We start from the raw sequence: 17,674 nt of genomic DNA on the forward strand, positions 1-17,674 counted from the left end.
TGTCAGGTGGTGCAGAAGTGGCAGGTGGTGCGGCAGTGTCTGTAGTGCGGGAGTGTTCCGTGCGTACAGAGAGGAGTGCTGTCGAGCACGGACCCGCTAAGAAGTCGTCAATGCTCCTGTTGCGGATCGTTACTCAGTCTAACATTTTGCCATATCTTTAGTTTGGTCCCCCGTTCACAGCCCTCCGCCGACTCGGCCTAATGTGGTTCCCTGTCACGGCCCCAGGCCCTGGACACGCCCGCCCGCCCCGAAGTCAGGACCGCAAGGACCCAGATGCCCCGCTCGAAGAAGTTCCGGCGCGCCCGTCTGATCGTGATCGTGCTGGTCGTGCTGCTGGTGGCCGGCGTCGGCTACGGCGGCTACCGCGGGGTCACCGCGGTCCGTGCGTCCTTCCCGGAGGTGGACGGCACGGTCAAGGTGGCGGGCCTGAGCGCGCCGGTCGACGTCAAACGCGACGCCAACGGCATCCCGCAGCTGTACGCGGACACCTCCGAGGACCTGTTCCGCGCCCAGGGCTACGTCCAGGCCCAGGACCGCTTCTGGGAGATGGACGTCCGCCGGCACATCACCGCGGGCCGGCTCTCCGAGATGTTCGGCGACAGCCAGGTCGACACCGACTCCTTCATCCGCACCATGGGCTGGCGCCAGGTGGCGCAGAAGGAGTACGACACCAAGCTCTCGCCGGAGACCAAGAAGTACCTCCAGGCCTACGCGGACGGCGTGAACGCCTGGCTCGCCGAGCACCCCGGCGGGGAGAAGGCCTCGCTGGAGTACGCCATGCTCGGCGCCGTCAACAGCGGCTACAAGCCCGAGCAGTGGACCCCGGTGGACTCGGTGGCCTGGCTCAAGGCGATGGCCTGGAACCTCTCCGGGAACCTCCAGGAGGAGATCGACCGCTCGCTGCTCGCCCAGGACTTCGGCCCGGACAAGATCGCCGAGCTGTACCCGGAGTACCCGTACTCCCGCAACGGCACGATCGTGAAGACCGGCACCGTCAGCGGCGACACCTACCGCCCGGCCGACGGCTCCACCCAGCCCGGCGCGGCCCCCGGCGGCAGCACCGCCCAGGGCGCCACCACCACCAAGGCGCTGATGCAGGGCCTCACCGACCGGATCGACGGGATGCCGCAGCTGCTCGGCCGCCCCGGCCAGGGCATCGGCTCCAACTCCTGGGTGGTCGCCGGCTCCCACACCACCACCGGCAAGCCGCTGCTGGCCAACGACCCGCACCTCGGCCCCGGCCTGCCCTCGGTCTGGTACCAGATGGGCCTGCACTGCCGGACCCTCTCCCCGGCCTGCCAGTTCGACGTCTCCGGGTTCACCTTCGCCGGCATGCCCGGCGTGGTGATCGGCCACAACAAGGACATCGCCTGGGGCTTCACCAACCTGGGCGCCGACGTCACCGACCTCTACCTGGAGAAGGTCACCGGCCCGGACACCTACCAGGTGGACGGCAAGGACGAGAAGTTCGACCTCCGCAAGGAGACCATCAAGGTCGCCGGCGGCGAGGACCACACCATCACCGTCCGCACCACCAGGACCGGCGCGCCGCTCATCTCCGACACGAGCACCGAGCAGCAGAACGTCGGCAAGTACGCCCCCAACGGCAGCTCCGCCCCCGACCGCGGCACCGGCGGCTACGGTGTCGCCCTGCAGTGGACGGCACTCAGCCCCGGCAAGACCATGGAAGCCGTGTTCGAGCTGGACAAGGCGAAGAACTGGGACGACTTCCGCAACGCCGCCAAGGACTTCGCCGTCCCCGCGCAGAACCTGATCTACGCCGACGCCAAGAACATCGGCTACCAGGCCCCGGGCGTCATCCCGGTGCGCGGCGGCAAGGGCGACGGCTCGATGCCCGCCCCGGGCTGGGACTCCTCCTACCAGTGGAAGCCGGACCCGGTCCCCTTCACCGCCCTGCCGTACAGCTTCAACCCGGCCGTCGGCTACATCGTCACCGCCAACCAGGCCGTGGTCGACCCCAACTACAAGTACAACCTGACCAAGGACTGGGAGTACGGCACCCGGGCCAAGGAGATCACCGACCAGATCGAGGGCCTGCTCAAGAACAACGGCAAGATCTCGCCGGACGACATGCAGACCCTCCAGCTGGACAACACCAGCATCATGGCCAAGACGCTCGTCCCGCTGCTGCTCAAGCAGCAGATCGACGACCCGTACGTGCGCCGGGCCCAGGACCTGCTGAAGGACTGGAACTACCACCAGGACGCCGACTCGGCCGCCGCCGCCTACTACAACGGCGTCTGGCGCAACCTGCTCAGCCTCGCCTTCGGCCAGAAGTTCCCGGCCGACATCCGGGCCAAGGACAACTGCCTGCTGGTTCGCCAGCAGGACGACCCGACCAAGCCGGACAGCTCCAGCAAGATCGTCACCCAGTGCGGCACCCGCGACCCGGGCAAGGCCCAGCCGGACGGCGGCGACCGCTGGACCGAGGTCGTCCGGGCCCAGCTGGACAAGCCCGACAGCTCGTGGTGGACGTACATCGACTCCCAGCACAAGGAGCAGAAGGGCCTGGACAACCTGCTCAAGGAGGCGATGAAGAACGCCCGGCAGGACCTGACCTCGCTGCTCGGCAAGGACATCTCCACCTGGAGCTGGGGCCGCCTGCACAAGCTGGAGCTGCGCGAGCAGACCCTCGGCACCGACAACTCCTCGATCGCCTCCGGCGCCGTCCACAAGCTGCTCAACCGCGGCCCGTACCGCCTCTCCGGCGGCTCGGCGGCGGTCGACGCGGCGGGCTGGAACGCGGCGGCCGGCTACCAGGTGGACTGGATCCCGTCGATGCGGATGGTGGTCGACCTGAACGACCTGGACTCCTCGCGCTGGATCAACGTCGGCGGCGAGTCCGGCCACGCCTTCCACGCGAACTACAACGACCAGACCGACCTCTGGCTCAAGGGCAAGCTGCTGACCTGGGCCTTCACCCCCGACGCGGTGGAGAAGGCCACCAAGCACAAGCTGGTGCTCACCACCGGTTGACGCCCGTACGGCACGCGCACGGCGGCCCCGCTCCCCACCCGGGGGAGCGGGGCCGCCGCCGTCTCAGCCGAGCGTCCGCACCCCGGAGGGGGTGATCGCCAGGTCCACCGGCAGGTCGTGCGGCTCGGCCGGGACCCGCTCCAGCAGCTCGTGCTCGTACAGCAGCACGGCCAGCACCGGCCGCACCCCCGCCCGCCCCAGCCGGGCCAGCACCCGGTCGTAGCTGCCACCGCCCCGGCCCAGCCGCAGCCCGCCCCGGTCCACGGCCAGGCCCGGCAGCAGCACCACCGAGGCACCGGTGACGGCCTCCGGCCCGAGCCGCGGCCCGACCGGCTCCAGCAGCCCGCGCCCGGCCGGGACCAGCGTCTGCGGCCCCGCGTACTCGGCCCAGTCCAGGTCGTTGTCGGGCAGCAGCACCGGCAGCAGCACCCGCACCCCGCTCTCCCGCAGCGCGTCCAGCAGCGGCCTGGTCCCGGGTTCCGCGCCCACCGAGACGTAGGCGGCCACCGTGGAGCCCGGGGCGGCCAGCTCCCAGGCGTGTCCGGCCAGCGCGTCGGCCGCCTCGGCGCGCCCCTCGGCGGTGAGGGCGCGGCGCCGCGTCAACAGCCGTGTCCTCAGGTCGCTCTTCTCGTTGTGCACCGGATCCTCCACGTCCGAAAACCGTGACGCGCAGAGCCTGACACGCGAAAGGGTGCCCCGATTGTCCACCCCGTTGCTGGTCCACGCCCTGGCCGCGCTGAGCGCCCCCGCGCTGGCCGGCGCCACCGTGCTGGGACTGCGCGTGCGCCGGGAGCGGACCGAGGCCGCCGAGGACCGGGAGCGGCTGAACGGCCGGATCGCCGAACTGGAGGAGCGCTGCGCCGAGCTGGAGCGCACCGCCTCCTGCGACTCGCTCACCGGCGTCTGGAACTACCGCCACCTGCAGCTCACCCTGGACCGGGAGATCGAACGGGCCCGCCGCGCCGAGCACACCGACCAGGCCGACGGCCCCCGCCCGCTGGCCGTGCTGCTGCTGGAGATCGCCGGCTTCGACGCGGTCATCGCCAAGCACGGCCGCGCCCGCGCCAACGCCGTACTGCGCGACCTCGCCCAGCGGCTCGCGATGGAGATCCGCCGGGCCGACACCCTGGGCCGGTACAGCGGCGAGGAGTTCCTGGTGGTGCTCCCGGACACCGGCGCCGAGGGCGCGGTGCAGGTCGCCGAGCGGCTGGTCTGGTCGGTCCGTCGGCACCTGCTGCTCGACTGGTCCTCCGGCACCCGGGCGCCCCGCCCGGCGGGCAACGGCCTGACCGCCGCCGCCGGCATCGCCGTGCTGCCGGAGGACGGCACCCACGCGGCCGTCCTGGTGCGCGCCGCGGACACCGCGCTGGCCGCGGCACGGGCCGCCGGCGGCGACTGCTGGCGGATCGCACCGCGCCCCGGACAGCCCTCCGGCGGCCCCCGTGAGCGGCCGGCTTCGGCCCCGGAGCGGCCGTCGACTGCCGAACGTGACCGTTCGGGAAAGCCGGGTAGTCTGTCGGCCTGTACCGGAGGGGACCCCCTGGCCCAGCCGGTCGCTTCCCATACGCCTGCCACTGTGGCCGTGCCCCGGAACGTGCTGTCCTAGCCGTCCGACCGTGCTCGGCCGGGCGAAAACGTGCCTGAGTAAGGTAAACGCATGACGACGACCACCTCCCGTATTCCGGTAACCAAGGCCGTGGTACCCGCGGCCGGACTGGGCACCCGCTTCCTTCCGGCGACCAAGGCCACCCCGAAGGAGATGCTGCCCGTCGTCGACAAGCCGGCCATCCAGTACGTCGTCGAGGAGGCCTCCGCGGCGGGCCTGTCCGACATACTGATGGTCACCGGCCGCAACAAGCGCGCGCTGGAGGACCACTTCGACCGGGCCTACGAGCTGGAGGAGCTGCTCGTCCGCAAGGGCGACGAGGACCGCCTGCGCCGGGTCCGCGAGTCCGTCGAGCTGGCCAACATGCACTACGTCCGCCAGGGCGACCCGAAGGGCCTCGGCCACGCCGTCTCCGTCGCGGAGCAGCACGTAGCCGGCCAGCCCTTCGCCGTCCTGCTCGGTGATGACCTGATCGACCCGCGCGACCCGCTGCTCGCCCGCATGATCGAGGTGCAGCAGGAGCTCGGCGGCTCGGTCGTTGCCCTCATGGAGGTCGACCCCTCCCAGATCCACCTCTACGGCTGCGCCGCCGTCAAGGCCAACGGCTTCGGCGAGGACGTCTTCCAGGTGACCGACCTGGTCGAGAAGCCCGAGCCCGGCGAGGCCCCGTCCAACTACGCCGTCATCGGCCGCTACGTCCTCGACCCGCTGGTCTTCGACGTGCTGCGCGAGACCCCGCCCGGCCGAGGCGGCGAGATCCAGCTCACCGACGCGCTGCGCGAGCTGACCACCCGTGACCCCGAGGCCGGCGGCCAGGTGCACGGCGTGCTCTTCAAGGGCCGCCGCTACGACACCGGCGACCGCGCCGACTACCTGCGCGCTATCGTCCGACTGGCCGCCGAGCGCGAGGACCTGGGCCCGGAGTTCCGCTCCTGGCTCCGGGAGTTCGTCGGCTCCGAGCTGCAGGACTGATCCCCCACACAGAGAGCGAGCCGCCGATGACCGGGTCCACGGAACACAGCACCACCCCCGCAGCCTGCTGCGACGGGTCCGCGGACCGGGCACCGGCGGCTCCTCGCTTCTGGACGGTGGACGAGCACCGCGCCGACATCCTGGCCGCGATCGGCCCGCTGCCCGCGATCGAGCTCCAGCTGCTCGACGCCCAGGGCTGCCGACTGGAGGAGGACGTGGTCGCCGACGGCGACCTGCCGCCCTTCGACAACAGCTCGATGGACGGCTACGCGCTGCGCACCGCCGACACCGACGGCGCCACCGACATCTACCCCTCGGTGCTCACCGTGGTCGGCGACATCGCCGCCGGCGCGGGCGAACTCCCCAAGGTCGGCCCCGGCCAGGCCGCCCGGATCATGACCGGCGCGCCCCTGCCGCCCGGCGCCCAGGCCGTCGCCCCGGTCGAGTGGACCGACGGCGGCACCGGCACCGGGACGGCCGCCGCCGCGATGACCGCGCCGGTCGCCGACGAGGAGGTCCGGGTGCTGCGCCCGGTCGCCGAGGGCGCCCACATCCGCCGCCGCGGCAGCGACGTCGCGGCTGGCACCACCGTGCTGGAGGCCGGCACCCGGCTCGGCCCCACTCAGCTCGGCCTGCTCGCGGCGGTCGGCCGGGCCACCGTGAAGGTCCGGCCGCGGCCCCGGGTGGTGGTGCTCTCCACCGGCAGCGAGCTGGTCCAGCCCGGCGAGCCGGTCGGGCCCGGGCAGATCGCCGACTCCAACAGCTTCACCCTCACCGCGGCCGCTCAGGAGGCCGGCGCCATCGCCTACCGGGTCGGCGGCGTCCCCGACGACGCGGACCTGCTGCGCGCCGTCCTGGAGGACCAGCTCGGCCGGGCCGACCTGATCGTCACCAGCGGCGGGGTCAGCGTCGGTGCGTACGACGTGGTCAAGGAGGTCTTCGAGTCCTACGGGGGCATCGACTTCCGCAGGCTCCGGATGCAGCCCGGCAAACCGCAGGGCTTCGGCCGGATCGGCGGCGCGGCCGGGGTGCCGCTGCTCGCCCTGCCGGGCAACCCGGTGAGCGCCTACATCTCCTTCGAGCTCTTCGTCCGCCCGGCCATCCGCACCATGCTGGGCGCGGCCGACGTCCACCGCCCGGTGGTGCGCGCGCTCTGCCCGTCCGCGCTGCGCTCCCCGGCCGGCCGTCGGCAGTTCCTGCGCGGCCGGTACTCGGCGGCCGACGGCACCGTCGAACCGGTGGGCGGCGCCGACTCGCACCTGGTCGGCGCACTGGCCCGGGCGAACTGCCTGATCACCGTCCCCGAGGACACCACCGAGCTGCCGGCCGGCAGCGAGGTCGACGTGGTGCTGCTGGACTCCTGAGGACCCCGGAGGGGAGTGGTTGCCGCGCTCGGCGTGCGGGTTCCGCCCCGAGCCGCAGGGTGCGCCGGCGTCGAAAGTGAGAGCGCGAGGGAGCGACGGAGCGCCGACCGTCGGCGCCGGGTCAAGAGCGCCCGGAGGCGAGCGGGCGAGTCGGGGAGCGGTACGGTAGCGCGGTATTCGACCTGCGCGCCCCTGGAGTACCCGTGACGACACCGAACCCCGGCGACCGACTCACCCACGTCGACGAGCAGGGCGCCGCCCGGATGGTCGACGTGTCCGGGAAGGCCACCACCGCGCGCACCGCCGTCGCCGCCGGGCGGGTCCGGGTCTCCCCGAAGGTGGTGGAGCTGCTGCGCGGCGAGGGCGTGCCCAAGGGGGACGCCCTCGCGGTGGCCCGGATCGCCGGGATCATGGGCGCCAAGCGGACCCCGGACCTGATCCCGCTCTGCCACCCGATCGCGGTCTCCGGCGTCAAGGTCGACCTCGCCGTCGCGGACGACGCGGTCGAGATCACCGCCACCGTGAAGACCGCCGACCGCACCGGCGTCGAGATGGAGGCGCTGACCTCGGTGACGGTCGCCGCGCTGACCGTGATCGACATGGTCAAGGCGGTGGACAAGGGTGCCGCCATCGAGTCCGTCCGGGTGCTCAGCAAGACCGGTGGCAAGAGCGGCGACTGGTTCGCGCCGGAGGTGGCGGAGTGAGCGGGCGCACGAGGGCACTCGCCGTGACCGTCTCCAACCGGGCCTCGGCCGGGGTGTACGAGGACAGGGGCGGCCCGCTGCTGGTCGCCGGGCTGACCGCGATGGGCTTCACCGTGGACGGCCCCCGGATCGTTCCGGACGGCGAGCCGGTCGAGATCGCGCTGCGCGAGGCCGTCGCCGCCGGGTACGACGTGGTGCTGACCACCGGCGGCACCGGCATCTCGCCGATGGACCTCACCCCCGAGATGACCGCCCGGGTCATCGACCGGCAGATCCCCGGCATCGCCGAGGCGATCCGCGCCCACGGCCGCGACAAGGTGCCGACCGCGGCGCTCTCCCGCGGGCTCGCCGGGCTCGCCGGACGTACCCTGATCGTCAACCTGCCGGGTTCGACCGGCGGCGTCAAGGACGGCCTGGCCGTCCTGGAGCCGCTGCTCGCCCACGCCGTCGACCAGCTCGGCGGCGGGGACCACCCCCGGCCCGACGCACCAGCTTCCGGGAGAGCGCACTGAACGCCGGCTGGCCGGTAGAGCTCCAGGAGGGGGAGGTCGTGCTGCGCCCGATCCGGGCCCGCGACCAGCGCGAGTGGCAGGAGGTGAGCCGCCGCAACCGGGACTGGCTGCGCCGTTGGGAGGCCACCGTGCCGCCCGGCCCGGCGGGTCAGGCCGTCGGCCCCCGCCCGACGTACCGGCAGATGGTCCGCTTCCTGCGCGGCGAGGCCTCGGCCGGCCGGATGCTGCCCTTCGTGGTGATCCACAAGGGCCAGCTGGTCGGTCAGCTGACCGTCGGCGGGATCACCTGGGGCTCGATGTGCTCGGCCAACATTGGTTACTGGATCGACGAGGCGGTGGCCGGGCGGGGCATCATGCCGACGGCAGTGGCGCTTTCGGTGAACTACTGCTTCCACACCCTCGGGCTGCACCGGATCGAGGTTTGCATCCGCCCGGAGAACGGCCCCAGCCGCCGGGTGGTGGAAAAGCTCGGCTTCCGTTCGGAGGGAATCCGCCCGCGCTATCTCCACATCGACGGGGACTGGCGGGACCACTTGGTCTACGCCCTGACCGCCGAGGAGGTCCCGGAGGGGATGCTGGAGCGCTGGCGGGCGCTCAGTTCCGGCCGCGGGCCAGGCAATTGAATATTTGTTCGAAAAAAATATCGATATGGCATCGACGCGGTGGCGGACCGTCACAAATGCCGGCAAAATAGTCGGAGAATCAGCTTGAACACACGACACGCCGCGCCAAATTGCTGCCAGGCCTTCCCCGGCGCCCGTACGGTGTGAATCGTGAGCAGTAGCGGCCTTATCTACGCCGTCATCGTAGGGGCCTGGGCCGCCTATCTGGTGCCGATGTGGCTCCGCAGGCAGGACGAACTCAACGAGGCGCGCCCGACGGAACGCTTCAGCACCGCCATCCGCCTGCTGGCCGGGCGTTCGGCGCTGGAGCGGCGGGCAGCCCGGGCCCTGGGCGACGAACCGCGTGACGGCGAGCAGAGCAACGACGGCCCTCCCGAAGGGGACGAGGCCGCCTCCGGCGACCCCGCCACCCGGGAGCCCGAACCCGCCCCGGAGCGCCCGGCCGAACGGCCGGCCCCGCTGCGGGCGGTCGGCGGCGAGCGCCGGGCTCGGCTGCTGGCCCGCCGGCGCCGGATGGTCACCGTCCTCTTCCTCGCCTTCGCCCTCGGCGCGGTGGTCGCCGCGGTGGCCGGCCTCGCCTTCCTCTGGGTCCCGGCCGTCCCGGCGCTCCTCCTCACCCTCTACATCGGGCACCTGCGCAAGCTGGAGCGCCAGCGGTACGAGGTGAAGCTCGACCGCACCCGGGCCGCCCAGGCGGCCGAGCGGCTGCGCCAGCGCGAGCGGCAGCGCGCCGAGGCCCCGACGGACGACCGGCCGACGGTCGAGACGCCCGTCGCGGTGGAGCCGGACCGGGACCCGCCCGCCGAGCAGGGGGCCGGCCGCCGTCCGCACCTGCGGCTGGCCGCCGAGGCCGGAGAGGCCACCGTCCAGATGGCCTCCGCCTCCGCGGTGGCCGAGGCGACCGAGCACGAGGAGTGGGTCGACGGCATGCGCGAGCGCGGTGCGGCCGGCCCGGACTCCTGGGAGCCGGTGCCCGTCCCGCTGCCGACCTACGTCACCGCACCGGTCGCCCCCCGGGTGTCCCGCGGCCTCGACCTGTCGGCCCCCGGCACCTGGACCGCCGGGCGCCCGGCCGAGACCCGCAGCACCCCGCTCTTCGACCAGTACGCCGAGGCCCCGGCTCCGGAGCCCCGCCCCCGCGCGGCCAACGAGTGACCGCCGTGACCGCCCCCGACCAGGGGGTGGTCACGACCCCCCTCCGAAAGGTGCTAGAGTTTCTTCTCGTTGGGGCTGTGGCGCAGTCCGGTAGCGCACCTCGTTCGCATCGAGGGGGTCAGGGGTTCGAATCCCCTCAGCTCCACCCAACGGACCGGTTCCGACCGGCCCAGCAAATCCCGCCGGGAGTCAACTCCCGGCGGGATTTCGTGCTTTGCGGCCCTCATCGGGGGTGGGCACTCGCCTCGTGACGGAGCTCACACCGCCTTCAGCAGGCGGAATCTGACGCACTTTGGGACTCAGGGGAGTCTCAGAGGGGTCGGTTATGGTGGGTGGGCCCAGACGCTGACGAGGGAACGATCTGGTCTATCTCAACGGGGTGCCATCGCGGTGCGCGAGTTCGGTCTGAAACGGTGGACGCGGCAGGCGAACCCGGCGGGGCCCGAGAGCGGCCCGGCGAACGGAAGACCGAATTCCTGGACCGTCGCGGCGGTCTGCGTCGCGGTGCTGTCGTTGACGGCCTTCGTCGTCCAGCGGCACCTGCACGGGGCGAACATGGTCGACATGCTCGTCTACCGGGCCGAGGGCCAAGCCGTCGTCAACGGCGACGACCTGTACGCGATGCGGCTGCCCGGCTGGGACCTGCCGGCCACCTACCCGCCGTTCGCCGCGATGCTGTTCGTGCCGAGCACCTGGTTCGACGTGAGCCCGCTGCGCATCCTGGTGATGCTCGGCAACTACGCGCTGCTCGGCCTGGCCGTGCACCTGTCGCTCAAGCTGGCCGGCTGGCCCGCCCGCCGGTACCGCCCGGCCGCCACCGTCCTCGCGACCGGCCTCGGGGTCTGGCTGGAGCCGGTGTACACCACCTTCCAGTACGGCCAGGTCAACCTCGCCATCCTCTGCCTGGTCCTGTGGGACCTGACCCGGCCGGACCGCAGCCGGTTCAAGGGCGTGGGCATCGGCCTGGCCACCGCGATCAAGATCACCCCCGGCCTGTTCACCGTCTACCTGATCCTCACCGGCCGGATCCGGGCCGCGCTGGTCTCCATCGGCACCTTCCTGGCGGCCGGCCTGATCGGCTGGGTCGCCCTGCCGGACGGCTCGTACGGCTTCTGGACCAAGTACCTGTGGGACCCGAGCCGGGTCGGCGTCACCGTGCTGGTGGACAACCAGTCGCTGCGCGGGGCCGTCTGCCGGCTGCTCGACGCCAACGACCCCGGCACGGTAGGGCTGATCGCCACCGGGCTGGTCGCCGCGCTCGGGCTCGGGGTGGCCGTGCTCGCCGGGCGCTCCGTCCGGGTGCTGCGCCGGGCCGACGCCTGGGGCGGCGTCTGCACCGCGCTCACCGCGCTGCTGGTCTCCCCGATCAGCTGGACCCACCACTGGGTCTGGTGCATCCCGCTGATCGCCCTGCTGGCCGCGGAGGCCAGGAGCACCGGGCGCAGGGTGCTGCTCGGTGCGACGCTGCTGGTGTTCCTCTCCCACGTGATGTGGGCCGTGCCGCACCGCTGGGGCCGAGGGGTCGCCTGGTACTGGCAGCTGCCCGGCGCGATCTACCCGCCGCTGGGCATCGCCGTCCTGGTCGTCATCGGCCTGCGGCTGTACCGCGCCCGGCGGCAGGAGGCCGACGCCTCGGCCGGGGCCTGGGCGCTGCTCGGCGCCAGGCTCGACCCCGACGCCGACCGTGACCTCGACCTCGCCCTCGACCGCGACCGCGACCGCGGTCCCGAGCACGACACCGAGCACGACCCCGCCCGTGACCGCGCCCTGACCAATCGGACCTGACGGACCAGAGACGGACCGGAGCCGACGTGACCACCCAGACCGCGACCCCGTCGCCGCCCCTGGCCGCCGCGCCCGCCGCCCGCAGGGCCGCGGCCGTCCTGGCCCCGCCCGTCCGGCGCACCGTGCTGCTCAGCGTGCTGTGCTTCGCGGTGATGTGCGCCATCGGCATGCAGGGCTGGTCCTCCGTCTCGCTCGGCGGATTCGACCTGGGCATCTTCGACCAGGGCGTGCGCGGCTACGCCCACTTCCACCTGCCGGTCTCCACGCTGAAGTACTACCACCACGAGTTCCCGCCCGGGTTCTCGCTGCTGGGCGACCACTTCTCCCCGGTGCTGGCGCTGCTCGCCCCGCTGTACTGGATCTGGGACGACCCGCGCTCGCTGATCATCGGGCAGGCGCTGCTGTTCGCGCTCGGGGTGCCGCTGATCCGGCGGATCGCCGCGCACGCCTTCGCCGCCGCCGAGCAGCGCACCGCCCGCCGGGCCGCCGACCTCGCCGGGCTGGCCTACGCGCTCGGCTGGCCGCTGCTGGTCGCCTCCCGGGTCGGCTTCCACGAGGTCGCCTTCGCCGTCCCGCTGACCCTGCTGATGCTGGAGCGCGGCCAGGCCCGCCGCTACGGCACGGTGGTGCTCGCCGCGGTGCTGCTCTGCTGCACCAAGGAGGACCTGGGCCTGCTGGTCGGCGCGTACGGGCTGGTGCTGCTGCTGCGCACCCGCCGCACCGCGGACCGGGCCGGGCGGTTCACCGGGATCGGACTGCTGCTGGGCGGCCCGATCGCCTCGGCGGTGGCGATCAAGTGGCTGATCCCCGCGATGGGCGGCGAGCCGGGCTACTACTGGAACTACAAGGCGCTCGGCGACGACGGCGGCGACGCGCTGCGGAACCTGCTGCACGACCCGTTCCTGCTGGTGCAGGCGGCCTTCGACCAGCCGCTGAAGCCGCTGCTGCTGCTCTGGCTGTTCGGCACCCTGTTCCTGCTGCCGCTGCGCTCGGCCACCGTGCTGTGCATGCTGCCGCTGCTGGCCGAGCGCATCCTGTCCAGCAACCCCAATCACTGGTCGATCGCCCGGCACTACGACTCGATGCTCTGGCCGGTCCTGCTGACCGCCACCGTCGAGGTGCTGGGGCGGATGAGCAGCGTCGAACGGCCCGAGCGGACCCGTCGGCGGGCCCGGCTGCTGGGCCTGGGCACGGTCGGGGTCGCGCTGGTCGCGGCGGTGCCGATCGGACTGCTGCAGCTGGCGGTGCCGTCCTCCTGGGAGCCCAGGGCGAGCGAGGCCGCGCTGGTCCGGGCGGCCCGGCTGATCCCGGACGGCGCCCCGGTGGAGGCGGACAACCAGATCGCCCCGCGGCTGACCGCCCGGACCGACGTGGTGCTGGTGGACGGGACGCCGCGCGGACGCGAGTACGTGCTGACCCGGTCCGACAAGCGGTCCTTCCCGTTCAAGACGGACAAGGAGCAGGCCGACCGGATCGAACTGCTGCTGGCGCACGGCTACCGGCAGCTCTGGGCCGAGGACGGCGTGGTGCTGCTGCACCGGGAGAGCACCGAGCCGGTGCCCGGTGAGCACGTGCCGGGGCCGGGCAGCAAGCCGGTGCAGGACGAGGTGCCGTCCGACGTGGGGCACAACCTGTTCAAGGGGTGAGTCAGGGCCTGTCTTCACGGCTCTGGTCCCGCCGGACGATCACCACCGGGCAGGGCGCGTGGTGCAGGCAGTACTGGGCGACGGTGCCCAGTGGGGCGTCCGGCGGGGTGCCGTGGCCGCGGTTGCCGAGCACGAGCAGGGCGGCGCCGGTCGCGGCGGCGACCAGGGCGGGGCCGGGTGGACCGGTCCTGAGCCTGCGGCGGACCGGGACGGTGCAGGCGCCGGCCGTCTCGGCGAGGATCTCCGCGGCGCGGCGCTCGCTCTCGAAGCCGTCCAGGGCGGGCGGCACGAGGCCGTGCTCGCCGAGCAGGCAGGGGAAGTCCCAGACGGCCACCGCCTCCAGCGGGCCGCCGGTGAGGCCGGCCAGGCGGGCCGCCCAGCGGACGGCGGCGCGGGCGGGCGCGGAGCCGTCCACACCGACCACGATCAGGCCGTGCGGCTGCATGGTTCGAGCGTAGACACCGCCGTCGGGGCGGACACGCCGGAGGGCCGGCCGGAAGGTGTCCGGCCGGCCCCCGTGGGAGTGGGTTCGTCAGGGGCGCTCGGCGTAGGAGCCGTGCTGGTGCGAGCCCTGGGGCGGGACGGCGCCGTAGTGGCCGGGCCGGCGGCCGCGCGGGTGCCGGGTCAGGTGGTAGCCGAGGACGCCGGCCAGGGCGGCCAGGAAGCCGCCGCCGATGGTCCAGTACCAGCGGCTGTTCCAGCCGGAGAACCAGCCGGTGTACCAGTGCTCCTTCTCCGCGACCGGGGCCGCGGCCTTGGCGGTGCTCGCACCGCCGCCGACCGGCGGGACCAGCGGGGCCTTGAGCGTGCCGCCCTCGGGCTGGGCGTTGTCGGCGTTGCCCTTGGCGGCGACGTGCAGGTGGGCCGTGGCGGCCAGGCCGAGGTCGGGCTGCGGGGCGTCGGTGACCGAGAGCCGGACGTAGTACGTGCCGGGCAGCGGGTCGCCGGACCACGGCTCGGCCCAGGTGCGGACCTCGCGCAGGGTGCAGCTCAGCGTCAGGCTGGTGGCGCTCTGGTCGCCGGTGGCGTTCTGGGTGCCGGCGGTGCAGGACTGGCGGCGGCGCAGCCCGTCGAAGACCTCGACGGTCCAGGTCTGCGGGCCGTGCCGGTCGCCCGCCGGGGCCAGGTTGACGGACAGGTTGACCGTCGGGGTCTGGCCCTCGGAGGCGCCGAACGCCCAGTACAGGTAGTCGCCGGTGGAGACGGCGACGTCGGCGTCCTGGCCGGGAGAGAGGTTGACGGCGGTCAGGAAGGAGGTGCCGGCCTTGGTGGCCGGGGCCGCGGTGCCGCTCGCGGTCGCCGTCGGGGACGGCGGGGCGGCGGAGGCGGCCGGGGCACCCAGCGCGAGGGCGGGCAGCAGGGCGAGGGCGGCGAGGACGCCGCGGATCGTCGTACGCATGATCAGTTCTCCCGCCAGACGGCGATCCGCCAGCGCGCGATCCAGCCGGCGACCAGGCCGGAGAACAGGCCGGCCAGGGTGAGGGTGAGGAGCAGGATCCAGCCGCGGCCGAGGCCCATCGCGGCGCCCTCGGGGGCGGGCGAGGCGGAGGCGAGGTCCACGGTCAGCTCCAGCGGCATGCCGGGATCGGTGTGGACACCGGCCTGCGGGGCCAGCGAGTTGCTGACGACCAGGCAGACGGTGGTGTCCGGCTTGTCCTTGTCCTTGGCCGAGGTGGTCGGGCTCGCGGTGACGTAGCCCTTGGAGTCGTCGGTGGACCAGCGCAGGCCGGTGGAGATCACGTCGGTGCGGGTGCTGCCGGCGTCGGTGCCGCGGACCAGTTCCTGGCCGGTGGCGCTGGTGGCCTGGAGCAGGACGCCGTAGTCCCGCGCCATCGCGCGGTCGAGGCCCACGCTGACCGAGGCGCGCAGCTCCTGGCCGGACTTGACCGGGACCTTGTAGACGCGGTGCTCGGAGAACTTCTCCCGGTCGCTGTAGACGCCGGGGGTGAGCACCGGGGCGCTCTCGCACTTGTCGGTGCCGGTGGTCCTGACCGGGTTGATGGTGTAGGTGTCGTTGCTCTGGTCGACCAGCTGCTTCACCTTGTCGGTGAGCTGCTGCGGGGTGCGGACGTCGGTGAAGCTCCCGCCGGTCGCGTTGGCGATGCAGATCAGCTGCTGGGTGGTCTTGTCGTCGTGGGCCAGGCCGAGGGTGTCGACCACCAGGTGGATGCCCTGGGCGGCGAGTTCGCGGGCCACGTCGCACGGGTCGGGCGGGGCGCAGTCGTCCTCGCCGTCGGTGATCAGCACGATCCGGCGGGTGGCGTCGCCCTTGCCGAGGTCCTGGGCCGCGCCGCGCAGGGCCAGGCCGATCGGGGTCCAGCCGGTGGGGCGCAGGGTGGCGACCGCGGTCTTGGCCTCGACCTTGTTGGTCTTGCCGACCGGGAAGAGCTGCTTGGTGTCCTGGCAGCCGGCGGTCTTGTCGTTGCCGGGGTAGGTGGCGCCGAGGGTACGGATGCCGAAATCGGTCTCCCCGGGCAGGGCGTCGATCACCTCGTTCAGCGAGTTCTGGGCCACCGAGATGCGGCTCTTGCCCTGGATGTCGGCGATGTTCATGGAGCCGCTGACGTCCAGGATCAGGTCGACCCTGGGGTTCTCCTTGGGTGCGGCGGAGGCGCCGGCTGAGGGTTCGTCGGCGTGGGCGGGCAGGCCGAGGAGCAGCGAGGCGCCCGTTATCGCCAGGGCGGCCAGCAGGCTGCCGAGCCTGGTCTTCGGTCGTCGTCCGGTATTCACCCGGCAGATCCTAGGGATCATCAGTTCGTCAGGGCCAAACGGGACCGGACGGTGCACCCACCTGCCCCGGTGTGAACTCCGGCGCGCCGAGGGGCGTTTGCGGGCCGTCGTGCTCACGCCGGGCTTATCCGCGGCGGATAGCCTTCGTACGGTTCGGAGGGAGGCGGGCGTGCGGATGGAGCTGACCGCGGTCGGCAAGCGGTACGGACGGGGCGGCCGGTGGATCCTGCGCGGTGTCCGGCTGGCCGTCGGGTCGGGGGAGCTGGTGCGGATCACCGGGGCGAACGGCAGCGGCAAGTCGACCCTGCTGCGGCTGGTGGCCGGGATCGAGCGGCCGAGCACCGGCCGGGTGGTTCGGCCCGGGGCGGCGGCGTACGTGCCGGAGCGCTTCCCGCCGGCGCTGCCGTTCGACGCCGCCTCGTACCTGCTGCGGGTCGGCCGGGTGCACGGGCTGTCGGAGGCGGTGGCACGGCGGCGGTCCGGGGAGTGGCTGGACCGGTTCGGCATCGCGGACCGGGCGGGTACCCCGCTGAGCCGGCTGTCCAAGGGCACCTGCCAGAAGGTCGCGGTGGCGCAGGCGCTGATCGCCGAGGCCCGGGTGCTGCTGCTGGACGAGGCCTGGACCGGGCTGGACCCCGGCGCCAGGGCGGTGCTGGACGAGGCGGCCGCCGAACGGGCGGCGGCGGGCGCCGCGGTGCTGTTCGTGGACCACGACCCGGCCCGGCTGGCCGGGCGGACCAGCGCCGCCTACCGGGTCGGTGCGGACGGTGGACTGTGCCCGGCGGAGGAGGAGCCGCCACCGCGGGCGGTGGGCGGGGGCGGCCCGGTGATGGAGATCGAGGTGGACGTCCCGGACGGCGCCCCGCTGCCGGAGCGCCTGCCCGGGGGGCCGGAGCCGACCGCGCTGGGTGGGACGGCGGTGCGGTTGACGGTGGCGGCCGCGCACTCGGACGCGCTGCTGCGCAGCCTGCTGCTCGGCCGCCCGGCCGTACGGGTGCTGGCGGTGCGTCGACGGGAGGGGCAGGGGTGAGGCAGGTCGGGGCACTGACCCGGTACCACCTGGAGCTGCTGGTGCGCTCGCACGCCTGGCTGCCGCCGTTCCTGGCGTTCGCGCTGCTGCTGGTGGTCGGGGTGACGGCCGGGGACCCGCTGCTGGGCGGACTCGGCTACGGCGCGGGGCTCCTGGTGCCGGTGAGCGCCTGGTATGTGCGCGGCGCGCTGACCGCCGAGCCGCCGGCCTCGCGGGCCTGCCTGGTCGCGGTGGCGGGCCCGGCACGGGTGCACCTGGGCGCGCTGCTGGCGGCGCTGTCGGCGGGCCTGCTGCTGGCGGTGGGCGAGGTGGCGGCGCTGTGGTGGGTCAGCGGGCCGGTGGCCGGTCCGGGGGCGCAGCGGGAGCCGGGGGTCGGCCCGGCGCTGCTGGCCGGGCTGGTCACCTCGGTGGTCTGCGTGCTGCTGGGGGTGCTGGCCGGGGCACTGGGCAACCGCCCGGTGCTGGTCCGCGCGCCGTACGGCGTCCTGGCGGCACCGGCCGGTTCGGCCGGGCGGCGGATCTCGTCACGGCGGAGGGTGTCGCCACGGAC

At 73.4% G+C, this 17,674-nt stretch carries 16 protein-coding genes and 1 tRNA gene; 13 read left to right on the plus strand and 4 right to left on the minus strand.

From position 1 onward, the window contains the following. The first annotated feature begins 273 nt into the window (after nucleotides 1-273). Nucleotides 274-2,997 (plus strand): penicillin acylase family protein, encoded by a 2,724-nt coding sequence (locus HS99_RS12725; protein WP_030552345.1) that lies wholly within the window; start codon nucleotides 274-276, stop codon nucleotides 2,995-2,997. Between the two features lie 63 nt (nucleotides 2,998-3,060). On the opposite strand, the gene HS99_RS12730 is transcribed toward HS99_RS12725, so the two are convergent. Beyond that, entirely contained in the window at nucleotides 3,061-3,636 is a 576-nt protein-coding gene (locus HS99_RS12730; protein WP_030552343.1) for a 5-formyltetrahydrofolate cyclo-ligase, read from the minus strand. Nucleotides 3,637-3,697: 61 nt separating this feature from the next. Between HS99_RS12730 and HS99_RS12735 the strand changes: the two genes are divergently transcribed. From HS99_RS12735 to HS99_RS12780, 10 genes are all read left to right on the plus strand, one after another. Continuing rightward, nucleotides 3,698-4,603: a GGDEF domain-containing protein gene (locus HS99_RS12735; protein WP_050366614.1), complete on the plus strand. Its 906-nt coding sequence runs from the start codon at nucleotides 3,698-3,700 to the stop codon at nucleotides 4,601-4,603. 51 nt (nucleotides 4,604-4,654) lie between these two features. Continuing rightward, nucleotides 4,655-5,575 carry a UTP--glucose-1-phosphate uridylyltransferase GalU gene (galU, locus tag HS99_RS12740; protein ID WP_030286461.1) on the plus strand — a complete coding sequence of 307 codons (921 nt, stop codon included), beginning with the start codon at nucleotides 4,655-4,657 and terminating at the stop codon, nucleotides 5,573-5,575. A 26-nt stretch (nucleotides 5,576-5,601) separates the two neighbouring features. Next, nucleotides 5,602-6,939, plus strand: a complete 1,338-nt coding sequence (glp, locus tag HS99_RS12745; RefSeq protein ID WP_030552341.1) for a molybdotransferase-like divisome protein Glp — start codon at nucleotides 5,602-5,604, stop codon at nucleotides 6,937-6,939. A 203-nt stretch (nucleotides 6,940-7,142) separates the two neighbouring features. Then, a complete protein-coding gene (gene moaC / locus HS99_RS12750) occupies nucleotides 7,143-7,643 on the plus strand; it encodes a cyclic pyranopterin monophosphate synthase MoaC (protein WP_030286457.1) in 501 nt (166 codons plus the stop codon). Continuing rightward, a complete protein-coding gene (locus HS99_RS12755; protein WP_030286455.1) occupies nucleotides 7,640-8,155 on the plus strand; it encodes a MogA/MoaB family molybdenum cofactor biosynthesis protein in 516 nt (171 codons plus the stop codon). The genes moaC and HS99_RS12755 overlap by 4 nt, the downstream gene beginning before the upstream one ends. A gap of 38 nt (nucleotides 8,156-8,193) precedes the next feature. After that, complete coding sequence (locus HS99_RS12760) at nucleotides 8,194-8,778, plus strand: GNAT family N-acetyltransferase (RefSeq protein ID WP_370863250.1); 585 nt, start codon at nucleotides 8,194-8,196, stop codon at nucleotides 8,776-8,778. A 150-nt stretch (nucleotides 8,779-8,928) separates the two neighbouring features. After that, nucleotides 8,929-9,933 carry a divisome protein SepX/GlpR gene (sepX, locus tag HS99_RS12765; protein WP_030286454.1) on the plus strand — a complete coding sequence of 335 codons (1,005 nt, stop codon included), beginning with the start codon at nucleotides 8,929-8,931 and terminating at the stop codon, nucleotides 9,931-9,933. A gap of 71 nt (nucleotides 9,934-10,004) precedes the next feature. Next, a tRNA-Ala gene (locus HS99_RS12770) sits at nucleotides 10,005-10,078 on the plus strand. Nucleotides 10,079-10,323: 245 nt separating this feature from the next. Further along, the gene (locus tag HS99_RS12775) at nucleotides 10,324-11,718 is read left to right on the plus strand and encodes a glycosyltransferase 87 family protein (RefSeq protein ID WP_050366613.1); all 1,395 of its coding nucleotides are present in this window, start codon (nucleotides 10,324-10,326) and stop codon (nucleotides 11,716-11,718) included. Nucleotides 11,719-11,744: 26 nt separating this feature from the next. Continuing rightward, a complete protein-coding gene (locus HS99_RS12780) occupies nucleotides 11,745-13,364 on the plus strand; it encodes a DUF2079 domain-containing protein (RefSeq protein WP_223885991.1) in 1,620 nt (539 codons plus the stop codon). A gap of 1 nt (nucleotide 13,365) precedes the next feature. Here HS99_RS12780 and HS99_RS12785 read toward each other — a convergent pair whose 3' ends face one another. The 3 genes from HS99_RS12785 to HS99_RS12795 form a co-directional block, all read right to left on the minus strand. Then, a complete protein-coding gene (locus HS99_RS12785) occupies nucleotides 13,366-13,809 on the minus strand; it encodes a universal stress protein (protein ID WP_030286450.1) in 444 nt (147 codons plus the stop codon). Between the two features lie 87 nt (nucleotides 13,810-13,896). Further along, nucleotides 13,897-14,763: a hypothetical protein gene (locus HS99_RS12790; RefSeq protein WP_046386537.1), complete on the minus strand. Its 867-nt coding sequence runs from the start codon at nucleotides 14,761-14,763 to the stop codon at nucleotides 13,897-13,899. A gap of 2 nt (nucleotides 14,764-14,765) precedes the next feature. After that, nucleotides 14,766-16,094, minus strand: coding sequence for a VWA domain-containing protein (locus HS99_RS12795; protein WP_030286446.1), 1,329 nt, complete (start codon nucleotides 16,092-16,094; stop codon nucleotides 14,766-14,768). Between the two features lie 175 nt (nucleotides 16,095-16,269). Here HS99_RS12795 and HS99_RS12800 point away from each other — a divergent pair, with 175 nt between their 5' ends. Further along, entirely contained in the window at nucleotides 16,270-17,124 is an 855-nt protein-coding gene (locus tag HS99_RS12800; RefSeq protein ID WP_037830243.1) for an ATP-binding cassette domain-containing protein, read from the plus strand. Continuing rightward, nucleotides 17,121-17,674 (plus strand): hypothetical protein (locus HS99_RS44795; protein ID WP_063737837.1); only part of this gene is annotated, 554 nt, incomplete at its 3' end. The genes HS99_RS12800 and HS99_RS44795, both read left to right, overlap by 4 nt.

It is taken from the genome of Kitasatospora aureofaciens (assembly GCF_001188955.3).
GTDB lineage: Bacteria > Actinomycetota > Actinomycetes > Streptomycetales > Streptomycetaceae > Kitasatospora > Kitasatospora aureofaciens.